Raw genomic sequence first — 19,917 nt, 5'->3', positions numbered from 1 at the left:
TCCTTAAAATGAAGAAGTTAAATAAAACGAAGATAACATATACTTCGTCTTATACAAAATAATACGCTACCTCGCAGGTCTGAGGGCATGGGCATCGGATTGAGGTTGATAATTTAGTATATCGTTAAGGCATTATGCCTAAATAATTTCTAGACTCCCGTATGGCTGTTAATTATCACGGCTAAATTGCATAAATACATCAACTTTAAGACCTGGTGTTACAGATAAAGTGCCCTGAGCATTTCCAGAGTTTTGTGAAAAATTGCCAGAAATATCGCCATATTCGGTATGGATAATAGTCACTCCATTAACGCAAGTCCCAGTTAAATGCTTTTCATTATGAGAGGGACAAAGAAAACTTCCTGAATCTTTGTCGGAAACTACATCGACAGTAAAATTACCGTCATTATCTAAAGGACTAATAAGACCTGAGCCATGATAAGCACACTCGCCAATTGCCCAATTGCTGGCAGTACCGGTTCCTGACCAACGTCCTGCAAGGTGGTCACAGGCATTTGAAGTTGACGCATGAAAAGTAAAATCTGCATAGGAGATTTGTGCTAAAAATAAGGTTGCGACAACACATCCCTTTAGTATGTTTTGTTTTCTCATGTTTTCGCCTTGAAAAATTATCCCTAAAAACAAATGCACCATGTGCGACCCAAAAACCCAAACTACCTTACACAAATTAGAGACGCTTGGCAAATTAAAGGCGCAGGCAAAAACAGTAATGCTTTACTGAGCAAACGTAATTGACAAGAAGAAAATTTGATAGGGGTTGGTCTTAAAATATTTTCCGCTGCCCTCGTAGAACTTCCCAAAACATAACGAAGTCACCCATTAAACTATATAGGGGATAGGTAAAGGTGGCCGGTTGGTTTTTTTCATAAACAAAATGCCCTACCCAGGCGAAACCATAGCCAGCAAGAATCATGAGTAATACCCACCGCAAATGTCCGGAGAAGAGAAAAAACAGGAAAAATAAGCAGGCTAAGGAAGTACCGATAAAATGCAGGCGCTGGCTCATAATGTTTTGATGCTGACTTAGATAAAAGGGGTAGAACTCAGCAAAGCTTTTGTATTCTTTCATTTTTCCATCATCGCTCATGGCATTTACCTATTTTCTACAGTGTAAAACATCGAACTTATTTAAATTATAGTCCATTGTTGTATCGACCGCCAAACGTGCAGAGAGGTAACTTCGCTGCAGGCATTGAGCCACATGCAGAAGAGCCCTCACTACGTTCGGGATGACGTTTATTTCATAGTACCGTTTTCCGCTTATTTTTCTTAATATCTTGACCTTAATGACCTGATCTTCAAAAATACTCAAAATTTTCTATGGCTCTAAATCATGAAATTTGCATCCCTTTTTTTACAATATTTATATGGTGGGAAAGATTTACCTCAACCTAAATGGCTGGAGCTTGCCAATCGAAAACTACAAGCAATGAATACAGGCTATCATTTAGGTCGGTTTGTTAACTGTCTGGAAATCACCATGCATGCTTATAAAGCATTACTGGAGAACCAAGGCACTTTTTTTCCAGCAGTTACCCCCTTGCCTTCACTGCCCAACCTCATCCCTGGGTATTTACATTCCTTACATACACGCTTTATTCACTTAGATGAAACAAAGCAAGCCCGTAGCTTTATCTTCAATTTTAACTATGCCCAACTCTCGGAGTATGTAGCAGAGTTAAAAATTCCAGCCTACAGCCATTTAATTATTTTTGCCAAGCTAAACAAATTACCGGGGAGCCATGCTTTATCAGGCTTGGTTATTCCTGAGGAAACAGGAGATGGGGTGCGTATTTATTTATACGATGCTCAAGGTTTTTTACCTGATGCCTGGCTGCATCCAGACCAATTTGATGAGTTTTACACCCTAGAAAAAATTTTTGTTTATGATTCAGTACACACCCAAAAAGCAATAAAAGCCTTTGTGGAGCAATGCCAAGCAGAAACAAATACCAGTCAGGAGATTTCAAGCCCTCCACCTAAGCCCAGCATGAACACCATAAAAACAAAGCTAGTTGAGTTTATCAGGCTAGAAATTTTTCGCCTGGAAGCAAAAGCCTTAGTTACCTCTCAGCAAGATATACCATGGCAGCAAGAAAAAATTGCGGCCTATTATATTTGTTTAAACAATTTAAATGAGCTTAATAAAGACCCTTACTTATTAACTGCGGAACAATTTATACAGGCAGCAAGGATCGTAAAGAAACATAGCTATTCCTACAATTGGTTTGATCCCCAATCTTTGGAGCATTTTCGCACCTACTTCAATCAGTTTTTTTTACTGCAGCCATTTCAAGCTGAATTTGCTTTAGAGTCAGTAAGCGAGTACCTCAAACTTTACTTAATTTGCGAAGTGGGTCGTTTATGTCTTCTCAATGAATACAGTAATGAGCATATCGATAAAAAAATTAATTTTTATATGGAACAACTAACCTATTTAACAACTGGCGAGCATGATGCCGAACGTTTGCTAAACCGCATCAATAACATTCAAAAAATAGCCTCTACCACCCGCCATTGGCTTACATTTTATTCACAAGCAACCTCTGCCAGCCTATTTGATGATTATTTGCAGCCGGTACAGCAGTTATTGCAACGTGAAATAAAACGTAGTGGCATTGAAGAAGAATCATGGGAAATGATAGAGACACCGAAGCTGTAGCTAAATGCTAGTTAGTAGCCTGAATACAGCATCACGTAATCAAGGCTACAATTTTAGCGTTTTTCGTTTTAACTTATTAAAGAAATGTCACTTTTAGTAAATGATGGCAGCTCATTTTGTGGCTTATCACCAAAAAAAAGCCCTCCGTATTTAAATGCTAAGGGTTTTCTTTGAATGGAATAAGCTCCTGAATGCTCATCAATAAGGGCAAGCTGTTTTGTTTTACTGTTTTTTAGATAGACGCAAAACTCTTTAATATTGGGCGCATCACAAGGGATAGATTGAGCATTAGCGTCCGACAATAATAAAAACTCTGCGGCATTAAAGCGCTGGTTTTGTAGTGCAAGCCAAAATGCCTCTTGAAGATTGATAACGTGATGCCACTTGGCAAATAATGGCAGCAACACCTTAAGCACCGGCACAAAACCTTTTTCAACGGCCATATTTAGTAAGTACTGATGTGCAGACTGCATTGTTTCAGGATAAAGCTTAAGGGATATAAGCGCCTGGATTAATTGGGTATTGCCTAAGGTAACCACTGCTTTTAACAATTCAAATTTATACTCTTCAGTAAACACGCATTGTTTGCCCATATGCGTAATAAGTACCTGCATTGCGGGCAAATTTTCTACTTTTATCGCATAGAATAACGCTTCTTTCATATCCGCCAAATCAAGGTTATTGTCTGATTCTAAAATTAAATGGAGAATTCGCATATCAAATTGACGGCAGGCAAAATATAATGCCGGCGCATGCTGTTTTAATGTATCACCTTCTATTTTGCTTCTTTTTACCAGCGCACCAGCTTTCAATAACTCTTGGACAGTATCATAATGCTGCCATTTAATCGCCAGCTCTAGGGCAGAAAGAGCATGTATTTGCTTCTTAGCATCAATGTTCGCATTAAGAGGCATTTTTACTTCTTTATGAATATTGGCTCCGGCCTTAAGCAGCATCCGCATCTGCTCGGTTTTTCCAAGCTGTGCCGCAATCATTAAAACAGTCCAGCCATTATGGTTTTCTTTATCAATTTTCGTTTTGGCAGTACGGGATAGCACCTGAGAAAACTCTGTTAAATTGGCATGAATTATTGCTTTGTGTAAGCTCATGGGCTGTACGGTGCTCTGCCCCTGGGCTAGATTCCCCTTATGGAACTCGGCATGCATCTGTTTTTTGGCCAGCAGTACGTGCATATAAGCAATTGTTGCCTTTAATGAGGTAGCAAAAGCTTCTTTTTGATCCACATACAACCACTGATACATTAATTGATCACGCGCTAGGCAGTCTAAAATATGCGGTTCATCTTCAATTAGCTCACGACATATGGGCAATTTAAATACTTCAAAAATTTCAAAAAACGAATGCCCGCCACTGTTATAAACCATTAAAGCGGCAAAAACCGTCATGTATTTTTGAAAAGCTCCTTGAAAATAGGATTGGTCTAATCGCTTTTCTAAAATCATATTGCGTATCTGGGCTAAGGTGGTGCTGGAAATTCCATTAGAATACGCATGCATTTGAAAAGAAAATAAATACTGTACCCATTGATTTTCGGTCATGAATTTGGATTGATCCACAGAGCGTTGAAAAGGGGAAAAATTATTTTTTTCTTCATAAGTCTTATTGATGGCATTAACCCAATCGTTATATAAAGGCAAAGGCGATGTTGCTTTCATTAAACCTTTCGCGGTAGTTCTAACCAACTCTTGCTGGATTCTGGATTTAGTAATTCGTCCTCGTCCATCCATTCCCATGGCAAATTCGCTGTCTTCATAGACGTCTGCAGGCATTGCATCTAATTGTGTATTTAAGGTGGCAAGGCTGGTAGAACAGGCTATTTGTAAACAATTATCACAGGCTTTTTTTGAGAGGCTATGATAGTTATGTTGCGCTAGTTTGGAAATCAGCTCGGCATATTCTTGCTCATACTTCGTCAATATCTCTGAGTTTATATCCCCACTAAAAATGGCTTCAACTTTAATGCGATTGGCGTTGGGATATGGTAAAGAATAAAGTCGTTTACGTAGATTTTCAGTAAAGGTAACTAATTCATCATGCGGCAATGTTTCAGCATTTTGTTCCAGTAAATGATACGCTAGATGCGTTTCAAAATAGCGCCTGGTTGGATCCTCATTAGTAGTTTGCGCCGTAGTGCTAATATGATAGCCTTTATCTATTAAAATCGCTTTTAACTCTTCGAGAAAAAGAGTTTGCTCTGCGGTTTTTCTTCCTTCTAGATAAAGTTTGTATAATTTTTCTAAATCCGTTAGCGCTATTTTTGCTTCAATCCCCGCTTCAATCGCTAATAGAAGGCCTTCGCTAATTGATAAAGTGATAATGCTACCTGCTTTATTTTCAGGAATATACTGGAGTAAATATTTGCTCATAATAACAATCCTTATTGTTATGAGAAATTTGCTTGGTCTATCAATATACTGGGTAAACCTTTGGCCTTCAACTGCGTGAGTGGGGATATGTCTTACGGCAAAACTGTAAGCTGGGCGGTAAAGTCAGTCTATGACGTTACCACTGACCTACATTCTGTGCCGATGCCCAGGGTTCCTGGATGGGTAAAGGGTCGCCTTTTTGCAGCAACTCAATGGAGATGTTATCGGGTGAACGAATGAACGCCATGTGGCCATCTCGTGGAGGGCGGTTAATTACCACACCTGCACGACCTAAACGTAGGCAGGTATCGTAAATATTATCTACTTGGTAGGCTAAATGACCAAAATTGCGTCCTTGTGGATAGGGTTGGGGGTCCCAGTTATAGGTCAGCTCCAGTAATGGTGCCTGTGCTTTTTTAGCTTGCTCTAAATCACCTGGCGCTGCTAAAAAAACTAAGGTATAGCGACCTTGCTCATGTTCTGTTCGTTTTACTTCTACAAGCCCTAGTTTGTTACAATAAAAATCTAAAGACTCATCCAAATTGGTCACTCGGACCATAGTGTGCAAATAATGCATGGCTTATTCTCCCTAAAAAATCGATGCACTGCGGCTGATGAAAAAGTTATTCAAATACATAATGCTAGCAAAATAATTGTAATCATCCCATACCAAAAAGACCATACAAATTACTTAATATTGATCAGCATTTGAACAATAATCAATTTTAATGTCTATACTTACAGTGTGGAACTTATTATCCGCATGGGTAGTAAGTAATGTTTATAACCTGTCAAAGGAAATAACATGCCTGATAAGATCCAGCATACAGCAGCCAGCCTGCAACAAAAAATGCTAGCTCGTTATGGTGATGAGCTACATCACAAACACAACAAACACCACCTTTCATACCGCAAACACTATCGATCCCATCCGTGCAACCAGAATCACAATATCGACGAAAACGAAAGCCCTACTGGTTCAACGGGATTATTGCGTGAACTTAAACTTAAAAAAATGAGAAAACGACCCGATAAAGGACAAATCCATTAATTGTAGGCCATAACCAGAGTTCGCTTGCGAACTCTGGTGGCTTTTACTTTTGATAAACAAGGTATTTAAGCACTTTAACTACATGACGTACGCCAGCGGTATGGCGAGTAAAATTAATCACCGTAGCTGCCTCATCTGGGCGAACATCTCCCATTAGGTAAACAATCCCATCGGAAGTGACTACTTTAAATGCATTGGGGTCAATAGAGGCATCCGCAAAAATTTGGCTGCGAATTTTAGCAGTGATCCAATTATCTTCCATCGAATTCGGCACATTCGTAGCAACACGCACTTCATTAAAAATACGCCGAGCTCCTTGCACCGTATTTAAGCGCCGTTGTAATTCAGCATGCATTTGTTGCGTAGGCACATGGCCGGCAACGAGAACATCCCCATTAAAAACCGCAATATCAAGCGGAGAACGGCTATCTTTAAACAATTTATCAACGGTTATTGCATTATTTACTTTGACGTATAAGCGATAGTCATCCAGTTTCTTATAGACATCATGGCGGTCATATACCAAATTAGCACCTGTCCAAATGCTGCTGCAACTGGACAGACACCAGAGGCTAAAAATCACCAGTATGTGCAAACATCCCTGCTTTAACATGGTGATAACTAACGAATGTATTGGAAAATTTTCACTACTTTTCTTACCCCGTTAACGCGTCGAGCTACATCAACTGCTAAAGCAGCCTGATGATCCGTTACCACACCCATGAGATAGACCACGCCATTTTCCGTTACGATACGAACAGAGCCTGATTCCAATCCTTTTCTGGCAAGCATACTACTGCGAACCTGTCCTGTAATCCAACTGTCTTTAGTACGTTGAGTTAAGGGTATAGGGTAGCCAACCGTTATTTCATCATAAACGCGCTCGACCCCAGGCGCATTGTGCGCAATCTTTTCTGCTAAGACGCGTAAGGATGCACTTGGAGTTTGTCCTACTAATAACACTACGCGATTAAAGCTCGTTACCTCAATCCGCGAATCACTAAATTGGCGGTTGGTAACAATGTTTTTATGAATCACATGAAATAAGCGTGCATCCGCCTCCATAGTTACGATACCGCGTCGATCATAAACCATGCCAACTGCAGCACCAGTGACAACAGCCGCCACACAACCTGTGAGTAAACTAGAAATTAAAACAAAGAGCAGAGATTTTAATTTTAAACTCATTTTTTATCCTAAAACTTGGCCAAATAAAGACTGATCAATTAAATCACAAAAACAATGCAATATGAACAAGTGCATTTCTCTGATCCGTGCCGCGTTATCCGATGCCACGCGGACTTCAATATCTTCTGGGCCTAAATGATTAGCAAGTACCCCACCATCGCGTCCACTGAGTGCAATTGTATCCATACCTCGCTCATTGGCAGCTTGTAATGCATGGATCATACTGTCGGAATTACCGGCCGTAGTTAATAACAACAACACATCTTGCTCTTGTCCCAAAGCTTGGATTTGTCGCGCAAAAACCTGGCTATAATGATGTTCATTCGCAAAAGAACTGATGGTGGTTGCATCTGCACTTAGGTTAAATACCGGCAACGAGGGACGTTCAACTTCAAAATGATTAAACATAGCGCTTGCAAAATGCATGCAGTTAGCACTGGACCCTCCATTGCCACAAATTAATATTTTTCCATCACCCAACAAACAATTCACTAGGCGTTGGCCCGCCTTAGCAATAGTATCGGATAAGGCATCTGCTAGTGCTATTTTTGTTTCGATATGCGTGCCGAAGAGATGTCTTACTCTTTCTTCCAGTTGAACCATGTTTTAACCTTAATAATTTATTCTGTATTGAATGGAGCTAGCATCTTTACTAATAATCCATACCAAAAGCATCTTTTATCCAAGTAATTGATGCTGGTTTGCCATCGATGCTAATCACATCAAAGCGCAGGGCAAATTTATTACTTATCTTATGTACCATCACATAATGCATTGCCGATTTTAATATTTTTTGCCGCTTTGCATAAGTTATACTTGCAAGTCCTCCACCAAAATTAGCAGAAACACGAGAGCGAACCTCAACAAAAACCAAATGCTCACCATCGCGCATAATTAAATCAATTTCGCCCAACTTGCAATAATAATTTTGCGCAACGAGCTTAAGTCCCTGCACCGTTAAATAATTTATAGCTTGTTCTTCCGCAATACGGCCTTTTTCCTGAGTACGCATTTAAGCAGTCTCGCCTAAAGAATGCACCAAGCCCTGCTTAAATTGCCCCCACTCTAAAACCCGGGCCACCTGTTGTGAGGGTTTAAGATATAAGATCCCATCCCCAGAAAGAGATGCATCTGCAGGGAATAACATTAAATGATTTAATTGAGTTGCTAAAGCATAACTATCCTTACCCAGAGCATACAGTCTATTGTAACTATTAAATTGCTCTGGCCAATTTCTTGCCCTCATTTGATGACCAAAAACCCAAGGAATATCACAGAATATAATACCATCTAAATCTTTATCTTTTAAAGGATTTGCATTACCGCCATACACACTGGCTGTAGCATAAACAGGAACATCAGCGGCATAGTAATAATTTAATAAAGGCATTATTTGTCGCGCTTTTGACGGATAAGCCAGTAAAAAGATCATATCAAAATCCTGGCGACGACTAATCATTGACTGAATGGAGTAGCCCAATAATTCTTTAATCTGTTTTTCTCGCTGTTGGCTATTGGTAATATGAAGAAAATCCCTCATCTTTTTATTCAAGTCATCTTTAGCGCCATATAAAAGAGTGCCAGAAACCTGCCCTCCTTTCTTCTGCCATTGCTTGGTAAAAGCATGGATTACTTCATTGCCCCATTCATTTCCCGGCGCAATAATTAAGGCCCGATGATAACCTTTGCTGCGCGCTCTAATTGCCACTTGTTGTGCTTCATATACCGGAGATAAGCTTAATGAATAAGAATTCTCTTGCGCACTCGTTGCCGCATCATTCAACAACAACGTAGGGACTGGATGAGGTAGCGCCGCAACCGCAGCAACTTGCGCCTTAGTTAAGGGACCCACAATATAATTAGCCCCATCTGCAATAGCCGACTGATACAACGAGGCTACATCTCCCCTACTCGTATCATAAGTTTTAACTGTAATTTCCACAGCCGTAGGATTATTTTTTTTAGCTGCCATAAAACCATCACGTATTGCACTACCAGGACCTTGTAATGCACCACTTAAAGGCAGCAGCAGGGCTACTTGTTTGGGCTGAGCCAGCATTTTATTGGTAATCGAGTCTAAAGGATTAGGCAAAAGGTTATTTGCAGGATGATTATTAAACTGCGTCTGCCAGTGATCCAAAGCGGCCAGTAGCAATTTGGAGTTATCCCGATATTTACGTGCGATAAGCGCTAATTGCAACCAACCTTGCATTTCCGGTTGTACTGCGGTTGCTGCCGCATTATCGAGTTCTGCTTGGGAAAGATGAGTTATGGTTACCCACAGTTTACGACGATTAAGTTTCTGCTTGTCTTCATCCATGAGCAAAGGATCTAATCGGACGCGCTCGGTAATCGATTCCATTGGTTTATCAATAGCGCGATAAGCTTGAGCTAATAACTCATGATATTGTGCCTGTTGATATCGAGGTAAGCCATCTTTTTGCTCAATGCTAGCTAATTTACTTAACGCCTTTTGAGGTCTATCCCGCATCACATCAATTTGTGCTAATAAAATATTTTTTTGCGCCATGAGCTCCGGTGTTAAATCAGCAGTCTGTGTTAAAATGGCAGCGCCCTGCTGCCATTGACCTTCGGAAATCGAGCGTCCGGCAGCCATCAGTAAGGATTTCTGCTTTTCATAACCCTGTTGATTTTGCGCTTGAGTTAGATAGCCTGAAGTTGACTGGGGATAAGGATTTTCCGGTTTTTTCTTTACCGCTACGGGTGCCGGTGCGGGTGTCGGCAGCTCAGGCACTGAAGGAGTAACGGCTGTAGTACACTGGCAAAGAAATACCGTAGATGTCAGGAAGATAAGTACACGAATTTTATATATTTTTAACATGTTTAAGACACCCAATAAGCGATAACAAAAAAGGATAAACTATGACAAACTCACTAGCAACAGGAATAGGTACTCTCTATATCGTTGCCACTCCAATAGGAAACCGTGAGGACATTACCCTTAGAGCATTGCAAGTATTGAAATCCGTTGATTTTATCCTGGCAGAAGACACTCGCCATTCTTTGCAACTATTAGCCTCATTGGGAATAAAAAACCAAGTGCATTCGCTACATGCACATAACGAGCATGAAAAAAGCCAACAACTTTTGCAGCATTTTTTAGCGGGAAAATCAGCAGCCTTAATTAGCGATGCAGGTACCCCGTTAATCAGTGATCCGGGTTATGTTTTAGTGAAACTCGCTCGTGAACATGATATTCCTGTCGTCCCAATTCCTGGAGCCTGCGCCTTAATCACGGCACTTTGTGCTGCAGGTGTTCCCTGTGATTCTTTTTTATTTTCCGGCTTTTTACCCGCAAAACACAATGCGCGCCAAGCCAAGCTTGAATCCCTAAGCAATGAAACACATACCTTAATTTTTTATGAATCCACACACCGCATTCTCGAATGTCTTAACGATATAGCCTCGGTATATGGCGAAGAATGCCCCTTGGTTTTAGTAAAAGAATTAACTAAAACATTTGAGCGTTTTGTTCATGGGAGCGTGCAGGAGATTAAAAATTGGTTAAAAGCAGATCCTGCGCATGTTAAAGGTGAATTTGTATTAATAATCCCACCGCGACCAGAGTTGGCCCCTCAAGAAAATCATGAAGAGTTACTTGCCATATTATTGGATGAATTACCGTTGAAACAAGCGGTTACTCTTGCTTGTAAACTGACGAAGGCGAGTAAAAATGAACTTTATGATTTGGCCTTGCGAATTAAAAATTAAGTAATTTAAAACTAAAGATTCCTGGCAACATTTGTGCAAAATACCGGGAGGCAACTTAAAAAGGCTTAAATTTACGTGTTATTGTTGGTAAATAATTATATTGCTAAGGATAGCCATGAATAAAAATTTTGTTTTAATCCCTCTGCTTGGTCTGATATCAACCAATATACTGGCCGGAACAATAGGAGAGCTCCGCTCACCTTATAGTAAGGTAATCACTATAAGCGGTGGACCATCATGGACTTCGAATGGTAAGTCTCAAGTTATTAGTCTAGAGCCGGATGTAATCAAGGCATACCGAGCGAAAAAAGAAAACTCTATTCTTGCCAGCGGCGAACTATTTTTAGGTATGCAAAAAAGCGCATCGGCCTTAATTGATTATCAATTAGGTGTGGCCTTTGCCCTTACTTCTTCGGCGCAATTAAATGGTAGCATTTGGGATGATGCTGATCCTGAGTTTGACAATTTTTCTTACCACTATCGAATTCATCACTCACGTATCGCTGCAAAAGCGAAACTCCTCGCCAATACCCAATTTTGGGCTCAACCCTACCTCATCGGCAGCGTAGGCGTTGGTTTTAACCGGGCTAATGACTTCATGATGGAGCCAAAAACCATAGAGCAGCTCCCCTTCCCTGGTTTTACTTCTCATACAAAAACCAGTTTTTCCTATACAGCAGGAGCCGGATTACAAAAAGGCATAAATGAATCCTTAAGTGTGGGTATGGGCTATGAATTTGCTGATTGGGGTAAATCAAGACTTTCTCGTTCCGAGGCTCAAAGCATTGGCACAGGATTGCGATTAAATCATCTGTATACCCATCAATTACAATTTTCCATAAGTTACACCATTTAAGGACAGCCTCATGAATAAAAAAAATCTTCTAATAGGGATCTTAGCCTTACTTCCCTTCTCTAGCTTCGCCCAAAATGTACAGAAGCCCACCTTCAGTGTTGTTTTACCTGCGGGTACTTCATCCACCATTCAAGTGGCGCCAAATAGTACCGCCGCGATTAGTTATATAGTAACCAATAATACGAAACTAACACGAACATTAACCACGGGCCCGATCTTGGGTATTAGCCAAAATACCAGTTCAGGAAATTGCAGTTCGCCCTTCGTATTGGCTCCGGGACAATCCTGTACCCTTGCATTAACCATTAATGGCGCGCAAATTCCAGCCACAGGCGTACGTGGTGGACCTGTTGTATGTAAAACCAGAGGCCCAGGTAATAATCTTCCTGACCCGAATCTGTGTTCACAGCCAACTCCCTCATCTGCGTTAAATATAAGCACCGCGTCTACTCCCTCATTTCTTTCTCAAGCCATCTCATTGGGCAATGCGATTGTCAACAATATGCTCTTGCCAATGAAGGCAAACTTACCTTCTGGCTCTACGCCATGGAGAGTAAAACCTATAGTAAGTTTTGTTTGGAGTTTATTTACTAATGGCTTTAACATTCCTTCTACTGCAAGCCTTTATTCAGTAAGCTGTGGCACCGATAATGGTGCATCATTTTGTGCACTTGTGGGCAGTCACAATGGCGCTCCCTCTTTATTCCAATCAACTAATGGTGGACTGAGCTGGTCTCCGATTACTATCTCTGGCTTACCTACTTCTGGTAAATTTAATGGCGTAAGCTGTGCTACCAGTGCCGGAGTAAATACGTGTACGGCTATCGGAGCAGATGCATCAGGTGGCGCATTTATTGTACAAACTATTAACAGTGGGCAAAGTTGGTCAATGATTGCAGTTGCTGATCTGCAGTTTTCCACCTTGCATAGTGTTGATTGTACCGCCAATGCAGCTTCCTCTTTATGCCAGGTTACCGCATATGATAGCAGTGCAGGACCAGTAATTTTTTACAGTATATCTGGTGCTACCTGGCAATCAATTTATCTCGCTTCCAGCTCAATTTCTCCCTCCTCTAATCTTGGCGCAATTAGCTGTGTTTCCTTACCCAGCACGAATATTAGCTGCCTTGTGGCACTAAACGGCAATACCGTGGGTAATCCTACTCTAGTTAAAGGTTTTCTTAACGTCAGCACCTATCAAGTAACGCCAGTTACTAGCGCGGTGACTGAGGGTGGTGGCATTACGATTAATGCCGTGGGCTGTACGCTAAATGCTGGGACTGCTTTTTGTACCGCCGCAGGTACTGGTAGTGGCTTACCTTTCTTGGTGCAAAATAGCGATATAAGTTCGGATAGTGGCTGGTCTCCGGTATTCCTAAGTTCGGATCCCATCCAACTTTTAGCGACCAGTTGTGTAGCATTTAACGGAACGGTATTGTGTAATGCGGCTGGAAAGAATACCGCAACTAATGCACCAGTTTTATTTAATACCATTAATAATGGTTCAAACTGGTCAGCAGTTACGGTTCCTAATGCACCGACTCTTGGTACTTATTACACTTCTTCATGTACCAATAGCCAAGGAAAACCGGTTTGTACCGTATCTGGAGCTGATAGCACTAAAAACATTCCACTTATCGTAGAAAGTTCAAATACCATGGGTGTTTGGGCTAGATCGCAAACTTTATCTACCATTTATTCTTTCTAAGTGAACCAAAAAACTCTCCTGTGTGTGGCGCTATAGCGCCGCACTCAGGGATTCTTCATCTAATCCTCAGTATGTCGAGGTTTGGAGGATTTAATCAAGGGAGTTTTTGACTGGGACTTTCTTCTTCAATGTCTTTACCAACCAAATCGTGCAACTTATTATGTAATAACTTCACATTAATGGAGTAACTCTCTATTCGCGAACCATCTTGTGAAACAATAACACCACGAGGTTCTTGGCGTGTAAAATCGTCTCCATCGACTAACCAAACTCCAGAACGCTTTAATTGATCATGGCCATCCGCCTGAATGATCACGCCTTGGCTAATTGTGGGGGTCACTATTTGATGAGGAGCCATTTCTTGACGTTTTTTAAAAAGAGGCAAGGCCATAGAACTTGAAGAGATAATTTGTACCGCAGGACCAAAGTCATCGGTGTGAAACTCATCTGCAAATTGTTTTTTTAAATATTTACCTAAGACCCCTTCTTGCGCATCAATACAGACACTGCCGGCAATAGTTATTCCTTTAAATTGTTTGAAATAAGCCAAAGGCATCATTTCCTTATCGGCCGAACCCTGCCAATATGTGTTTCGCTCAGCCTCAGCCGAAGTTAGCTCGTTGTGAGGAATATCCGCAGGCCCTTTGTTTAATTTGTAGCTGGCATAAACAATAGTTCCATTTTTAATACCAAGTAACATATTAGTTTTTTGAATCTTAGGCTTATGACCAATCATTACTCCTTCCGCATCATTAACCGTTTCTGAAGTGTTTGCCGTTACATTAACCATAATTAACAAAGATGGATATTTTTTACTGACCTCACAATAGCCTGCTAATAATGCTTGCTGCGCAGGATAAGGCATGAATAATGAGCTTTTACTATCAAAAGCACAGTGGCTATAAAATTCTGGCATAACACAAATTGCCATTTCATCAGGAAAAAATTTTTTACGCTTTTCCATGAGTAGCTGGTTGGATAACTCTACATGATGGTCAAAGAGCGCTACTTGTTGTTGTAGCGTTCGGGGCGCTTTTTGTGCATAAGAACCTGTAGGCATGGATACCGTAACAATATTTAATTGGCGAGGCTCATGCAATATGGGTCTTTTCGGCAGGGAAACAGTGGACTTCATAAATTCTGTTAAATAATCATTCATCGGAGAAGAGTTAATTCCAGGAGCTGAAAGCCTGATGAACTCGGGAGTAATTTCCATGCTCATTTGCGCCCGGATTTTTTCGGGCAGTACTAACAAGAATGCCAGTTTACTTACCTCCGCAGTAGGAAGGTAGGTTACTGCATCTACATTGAAATCATCATCTACCCAACCGAACCAATCAAGTTTGGTGACATCTCGTAGAAACCTTACTGCTCCGGTATACGCTGTCTTTGGCATGATAAAGCTCAAAACGCCATATTAACTAAATTATAGACAATAAAGTTATTTAATGATCATAAATAACCCATTACATGACCTATAATTTAGATATAGCTCCAAGCTTAAAATAACTAAGCGAACTTAAATCATGGATACTGAACTAATAAAAGAGAAAAAAGGACCGAAAGGACATCGCGCTTTAGTCATTACGCTCACCATTTTGTTGGGTTTATTGATCTATTGGTTTCTTGGCTTTCTAATGGATGATATTAGCGATCAAGCAGGCCCTTCGTTACAAGAAGTCCAAAAAAAATATCAAAACCCAACTTTGGTTAAAAATAAAGAAGCGTTTAATCAAGAGCTTAATAAACTAGTGGCGAAAATTGATGAACAAAAACAACAGCAAGACATCGTACAAACCAGCATTAATAGTTATCGAGATACGATGAATCAATTACTGGACCTACAAAAAGCCAGTATTCAAAAAGGAGTTACTTTTTCTCCTGAATCAGAAAAAAATCTCCAACAGGTAACAAGCTTGTATTTAAATTATCAAAATCAATTTCAAGATTTAAACAATACAATTACTAAAGATAATTTGGCAAAACAGCAACTACAAAATCAGCTTAATGACATAGACCGCCAATTAGCGAAGCAAAATCAACAGGCCACTAAAGAGTATAATGCCTTATGGGTTCGCCATAATTGGGCGATGGCTGGATTACAATTGCTGGTTTTAATTCCCTTATTACTTATAGCCGCCTACCTCCTTCGTCGCTATAAAAATAGCGTATATAAACCTTTGGCCTTAGCTGCTGTAATCGCCATTTTTTATAAGATAGCGGAAGTTATGCATTATTATTTCCCTTCCTATATTTTTAAATACATCCTGGTTTTTGTCTTAATTTACATTACCACCCAAACACTGCTTTCCAGGTTACGGATGGTAGTAACTCCTAAACCTGATTGGTTACAAAAACAATACCGTGAAGCATATCAAAAAGTTCAATGCCCCATATGTCAATTTCCTATAAAACCTGGATTTAGCAAATTTGTTACGGTGGAAAATGGAACTACCTCCCCACTGACTCATGCTAATCTACAGGGGATTAACCGTTATACCTGCCCTGGTTGCGGAGAGGAATTATTTGAGCAATGCACGCATTGCTCGCATATTCGCTATTCATTATTGTTGTATTGTGATTATTGTGGCGCGAGGAAAGATAGTGACGTTCCATGAGTTACTCTACAATAATTATCTCTAAAAGAACTTAAACTTTATTGCCCTTGCGAACAAAGTGACGCAACCCAGGTTCTTACTTCGAACGCGAGTTGCTTTGCCGCTGAGTGAAGCATCCGTTAATTATGATCACAACTTAAGACCTATAATCGGTTGAAGATGAAGCAATAGAAGTAATCACCGCAGCTTCTGAGGCCGCATCTCGCTTTCTGGATTTTGCAGCAGTACTGGCAAATATACCTTGCGCACTTACCTTAGTTTCCAATTGAGCAACTTGTTTAAGCACACGACCTTTCTCGTAAGGCACCTCCGATATCTTTGCTCCTTGTAGTTGCGTAATCGTGGCCTTTGCTTTCGCAAGCTCTGATTCTAAGTGTTTGACTTGCGCTTTTAATGCCTTTATCTGCATATTTTTTGAAGGTTTTTTAGCGGCAATTTCGATAACATCACCCGCAGGAGAGCTCAGCGTAACTGCCTCTGCATTTTTTCTGGCTTCCCTTCGCTGTTCTAATGCTTCTTTTAATTCAGTACAACGTATGCCATTAATCATACGTAACTTTCTCGCGGAACCTTCAGCGGGAATTAATCTTGGCAATATGTCATCGGTTAGACCTGTACCACTTAAATTAATATGGGTTAAGCCTTTTGCTTGCGACACAGATACAAAAAAATCTTCAATTTTCGCTTTTTCAGCTGCAATTGATTTATGTGCTTTGGGATTTTTCGCACTAAGAAGTGTATAAAGATGATTTGTACTCACATCTAAAACTCTAAGATGCTTACTTACTAACAAAAAATCTTCTACACCCGATTGAGTTAATTGATTATTAGCGATTTCTAAGTGCGTTAAATTAGGAAATAACGCAATTAAAGAAGAAACATTCTTGTCTGTAAGCCGGCAAAAATTAAGTTTAACCTTTCTGATTTGCTCTAGGGGATTTGTATCGGAACCTAGGTCATACAATTTTAATGCCGGGTTATAGCTGAGATTTAACGTACGCAGCTTAACCATTGCTTCTAAAGATGAAAAAACGTTAGGTGAGACATTACAGCCCTCAATGTTTAGTGTTTGTAAAGCGGGGCATTGCAACTCACTTACCCCAAAATCACCGATTTGATTATTTTGCCCCAAATCTAAAACTTCTAATAAGCTCATCTCTTTTAAGCTATGCGTTCCTATAGAACTTAATTTATTTTCATGTAAGTGAAGTTGCTTTAAGGTTTTTAAGTGGGAACCCGGTCGCATCAAAAAGATTAAATCTTCATCCTGAACATTACATTTATTTAACGAAAGGATTTCTAGCTTCTTTGCATAGGTTGAAAAACGAAGCAATGCTGCTTTTATATTAAGTTGAGGATTATCATCTAAATACAACGCTTTCAAATCTTTGTTAAATGCGGGCCTCTTTCCTAAGAGATTACCCTTTAAAGAAAGACTGGTAACATGCTCTAATTCGACTAAATGCCGGGAAGTGTGATCATCGGTGATTGCACAATGGTCCAAACGCAAAGTTTTTATATTGGGAAGCTTATTCAAAGCCTTAACTAGAGCTTCTATATCATTGCTGGTGAGATGGGAACCACTTAAATCCAATTCAGTGATATCCTTACAACCTACGTTGGCTTCATCATTGAGTGCGGCTAATAATTTTTTTACGTTACCATTTAGTTGCAGGCTAAGTTGCACCGTATCCAAAGATAAGTTGTTTTGTTTTATCTGTTTTAGAAAAGTTTTTAATTTCATAATGCCCTCATTTAATTAAAAATGATCCGTGCAACTACAGGGTTTGAGCTCGCCTCATATGCTGGAACCAAAGGCATTATAAAGGACAATAATAGTCCAAACAAATTTATTTTTGTTCATTAAATTTGATAAGTTTATCAATAGACTTAGCCTAATGGAGGCGCAATCTTAACCCGAGAAACGGGACTTTTGAGCTGCGCCTCCATCCAGACTACGAAGGCTTTTTACATATTGAAGGAAAGTTCTTGTATTTCTTGATTGCGTTCGTGTTGATCCTGTGAATGCAATAATTCATACCCTAAATAAACTGCGGTTAAAACTACTGCAGCCGGCCAATACAGAGCAAAAGTAGTGATTAATACTGAAGGGACTATCACGTTTTTCGCCATGGTAAAGATAAAATCACTACGTGCTGCATCAAATTCTTTTTGGGCTAACTCTAATCCAGCATTTACCTCTAATAAACCCGCCTCGTTAAGCTGTGCATCAGCTAAACGTAAGCTTTTTTCCTGGTATTTGCCATAACAGCCTGTAGATAAGTACATGGCAATAGCAACCGTACACGCGAAATAGCTGGCAATAACAATACCTGGCGGACTAAAAATTAAGGTAGAAGAAAAACCTAACATCAATAAAGATGCGGCAGATGCAGCAAAGTAAAACTTTCCTTCTTTAGTCTTCCAGTCAACTTCTAATTCATCCAATTGCTTTTTTGCTATTTTCATATGTTGTAAACATTCTTCGCTAGAGACAAACTCTAAACCAGAATCAGGAGCATTAGGATTTGCGTATCGATTAAATTCTTGAGTGTATTCGGCTTTTTTAACTAAATATTCTTGTTTAAATAAAGACAAGCGATATAAAGTCATACATACGTCAAAACCTAAAAATACCGCCGTAATTCCTCCGGCAATAGGGCCTGGAATATTCGAAATATGGTTAAAATTGGTTAAAAAGTTAACCGTTGCCCATACTAAATCATTGCCAAAATTCCAGTGGCGTTTATACAGTTCGTAGCGAAAACGTTCACCTAGTGTTGAGTCTTTCTCTTCGGCAGTAGGAAAGAAGGTATGACGCACTAAAGTTCCGGCATCAATCATAAAACGTGCCAAGAAAAAGCCGACACTTAAATAATTAAGAATGCCATTAGGAGCTTGAAATACCGAAATGATTTTATCTACATCGGTATGTGTTCCTAAAATAGCATCTAATTGTTCAATAAATTGTAATTCTTTAGCAAATCTTAAACCATTCACCAAAGTCAATCGAGTAAAGGTCCAATACAAACGACAGACGTTAGCGTAAGCCACATAGTCTCGTAATTGCGAAGAATGCGCTGGAGCATTTTTTAAGTTACTTAAACTGCCAGTAAAATTGTCTACTAGTGCTTGCGCGAAAGCAGTCTTGGACTGAGCATCCTCGGGCTCTTTCAAGATGCGTTTTCTGATTTGCACTTTTAAATTGCTGTATTCAGTTTCTTTAGATTTATTTGAATAGGCTTTATAAAAGGACTCTAGTAATGATGCACAATAATAACAGTACATCCAAAATGCTTCATCATCCTGGCCCTTCTGTTTTTGTAAGACGGTAAATAATTGAGTGAATTCAGCTTCTAAACCGATTTGCGTTTCCAACAACTCACGGTAGGAGTGTTTATTAACAGCCTCATCTACCAAGCCAAGGTCTTTTACTCTATCTCTTTGCTTAGGATTTAATGACAAGGTGCTAGATTCACGAAGCAGGCTAAAAAAATTGTTTTTATCCCTAATAAAAGCTGCATTTGCGTAACCCATGATCACAACCTCGCAAAAAAAGACAGAAAGATTTACTACGTTATCATTAGCCTTTTATTTTGACAAGCCTTTTTGTGTTTTTTTTACACATAATGTAATAATAAAAAATTGGTTGTTTATTTGCCAAATAACCTGTTTTTCTAGAGATACCTGCCTG

General features: G+C 39.8%; 18 protein-coding genes. 6 read left to right on the top strand and 12 right to left on the bottom strand.

Annotated features, from left to right (window positions below; all coding sequences use genetic code 11):
• Positions 1 to 168: 168 nt before the first annotated feature.
• Complete coding sequence (locus BN3124_RS07825; RefSeq protein WP_058534241.1) at positions 169 to 612, bottom strand: hypothetical protein; 444 nt, start codon at positions 610 to 612, stop codon at positions 169 to 171.
• Positions 613 to 784: 172 nt separating this feature from the next.
• On the bottom strand, positions 785 to 1,108 hold the full coding sequence (locus tag BN3124_RS07820; protein ID WP_078061511.1) for an Mpo1-like protein: 324 nt from the start codon (positions 1,106 to 1,108) through the stop codon (positions 785 to 787).
• Positions 1,109 to 1,354: 246 nt separating this feature from the next.
• Between BN3124_RS07820 and BN3124_RS07815 the strand changes: the two genes are divergently transcribed.
• The gene (locus BN3124_RS07815) at positions 1,355 to 2,683 is read left to right on the top strand and encodes a hypothetical protein (protein ID WP_058534240.1); all 1,329 of its coding nucleotides are present in this window, start codon (positions 1,355 to 1,357) and stop codon (positions 2,681 to 2,683) included.
• A gap of 68 nt (positions 2,684 to 2,751) precedes the next feature.
• On the opposite strand, the gene BN3124_RS07810 is transcribed toward BN3124_RS07815, so the two are convergent.
• Entirely contained in the window at positions 2,752 to 5,070 is a 2,319-nt protein-coding gene (locus tag BN3124_RS07810; protein WP_058534239.1) for an ankyrin repeat domain-containing protein, read from the bottom strand.
• 136 nt (positions 5,071 to 5,206) lie between these two features.
• Positions 5,207 to 5,647, bottom strand: coding sequence for a VOC family protein (locus tag BN3124_RS07805; protein ID WP_058534238.1), 441 nt, complete (start codon positions 5,645 to 5,647; stop codon positions 5,207 to 5,209).
• A 228-nt stretch (positions 5,648 to 5,875) separates the two neighbouring features.
• On the opposite strand from BN3124_RS07805, the gene BN3124_RS07800 reads away from it, so the two are divergent.
• A complete protein-coding gene (locus BN3124_RS07800; RefSeq protein WP_058534237.1) occupies positions 5,876 to 6,121 on the top strand; it encodes a hypothetical protein in 246 nt (81 codons plus the stop codon).
• 43 nt (positions 6,122 to 6,164) lie between these two features.
• On the opposite strand, the gene BN3124_RS07795 is transcribed toward BN3124_RS07800, so the two are convergent.
• Genes BN3124_RS07795 through BN3124_RS07775 form a run of 5 tightly spaced genes read right to left on the bottom strand, consistent with a single transcriptional unit; the run spans position 6,165 to position 10,151 of the window.
• Positions 6,165 to 6,734, bottom strand: coding sequence for a BON domain-containing protein (locus BN3124_RS07795; RefSeq protein ID WP_058534236.1), 570 nt, complete (start codon positions 6,732 to 6,734; stop codon positions 6,165 to 6,167).
• A gap of 8 nt (positions 6,735 to 6,742) precedes the next feature.
• Positions 6,743 to 7,309 carry a BON domain-containing protein gene (locus tag BN3124_RS07790; RefSeq protein WP_058534235.1) on the bottom strand — a complete coding sequence of 189 codons (567 nt, stop codon included), beginning with the start codon at positions 7,307 to 7,309 and terminating at the stop codon, positions 6,743 to 6,745.
• Positions 7,310 to 7,312: 3 nt separating this feature from the next.
• The gene (locus tag BN3124_RS07785; RefSeq protein ID WP_058534234.1) at positions 7,313 to 7,912 is read right to left on the bottom strand and encodes a D-sedoheptulose-7-phosphate isomerase; all 600 of its coding nucleotides are present in this window, start codon (positions 7,910 to 7,912) and stop codon (positions 7,313 to 7,315) included.
• 49 nt (positions 7,913 to 7,961) lie between these two features.
• Positions 7,962 to 8,321: a YraN family protein gene (locus BN3124_RS07780; protein WP_058534233.1), complete on the bottom strand. Its 360-nt coding sequence runs from the start codon at positions 8,319 to 8,321 to the stop codon at positions 7,962 to 7,964.
• Positions 8,322 to 10,151, bottom strand: coding sequence for a penicillin-binding protein activator (locus BN3124_RS07775; RefSeq protein WP_058534232.1), 1,830 nt, complete (start codon positions 10,149 to 10,151; stop codon positions 8,322 to 8,324).
• 41 nt (positions 10,152 to 10,192) lie between these two features.
• Between BN3124_RS07775 and rsmI the strand changes: the two genes are divergently transcribed.
• The 3 genes from rsmI (at position 10,193) to BN3124_RS07760 (ending at position 13,605) form a co-directional block, all read left to right on the top strand.
• Positions 10,193 to 11,041, top strand: a complete 849-nt coding sequence (gene rsmI, locus BN3124_RS07770) for a 16S rRNA (cytidine(1402)-2'-O)-methyltransferase (protein WP_058534231.1) — start codon at positions 10,193 to 10,195, stop codon at positions 11,039 to 11,041.
• A gap of 115 nt (positions 11,042 to 11,156) precedes the next feature.
• Positions 11,157 to 11,897: an outer membrane protein gene (locus BN3124_RS07765; protein WP_058534230.1), complete on the top strand. Its 741-nt coding sequence runs from the start codon at positions 11,157 to 11,159 to the stop codon at positions 11,895 to 11,897.
• Between the two features lie 10 nt (positions 11,898 to 11,907).
• Positions 11,908 to 13,605 (top strand): hypothetical protein, encoded by a 1,698-nt coding sequence (locus BN3124_RS07760; protein WP_058534229.1) that lies wholly within the window; start codon positions 11,908 to 11,910, stop codon positions 13,603 to 13,605.
• A gap of 94 nt (positions 13,606 to 13,699) precedes the next feature.
• Here the strand turns inward: BN3124_RS07760 and BN3124_RS07755 are convergent, their stop codons facing one another.
• Positions 13,700 to 15,001: a hypothetical protein gene (locus BN3124_RS07755; protein WP_058534228.1), complete on the bottom strand. Its 1,302-nt coding sequence runs from the start codon at positions 14,999 to 15,001 to the stop codon at positions 13,700 to 13,702.
• A 130-nt stretch (positions 15,002 to 15,131) separates the two neighbouring features.
• On the opposite strand from BN3124_RS07755, the gene BN3124_RS07750 reads away from it, so the two are divergent.
• Positions 15,132 to 16,223: a hypothetical protein gene (locus BN3124_RS07750; protein WP_058534227.1), complete on the top strand. Its 1,092-nt coding sequence runs from the start codon at positions 15,132 to 15,134 to the stop codon at positions 16,221 to 16,223.
• Positions 16,224 to 16,359: 136 nt separating this feature from the next.
• On the opposite strand, the gene BN3124_RS07745 is transcribed toward BN3124_RS07750, so the two are convergent.
• On the bottom strand, positions 16,360 to 17,967 hold the full coding sequence (locus tag BN3124_RS07745; RefSeq protein ID WP_058534226.1) for a leucine-rich repeat domain-containing protein: 1,608 nt from the start codon (positions 17,965 to 17,967) through the stop codon (positions 16,360 to 16,362).
• A gap of 224 nt (positions 17,968 to 18,191) precedes the next feature.
• Positions 18,192 to 19,760 (bottom strand): hypothetical protein, encoded by a 1,569-nt coding sequence (locus BN3124_RS07740; RefSeq protein ID WP_058534225.1) that lies wholly within the window; start codon positions 19,758 to 19,760, stop codon positions 18,192 to 18,194.
• Positions 19,761 to 19,917 lie beyond the last annotated feature (157 nt).

The organism is Legionella saoudiensis (genome assembly GCF_001465875.1).
Lineage (GTDB): Bacteria > Pseudomonadota > Gammaproteobacteria > Legionellales > Legionellaceae > Legionella > Legionella saoudiensis.
The sequence above is the reverse complement of the archived record's forward strand: the minus strand, read 5'-3'. Positions and strand labels throughout refer to the sequence as shown.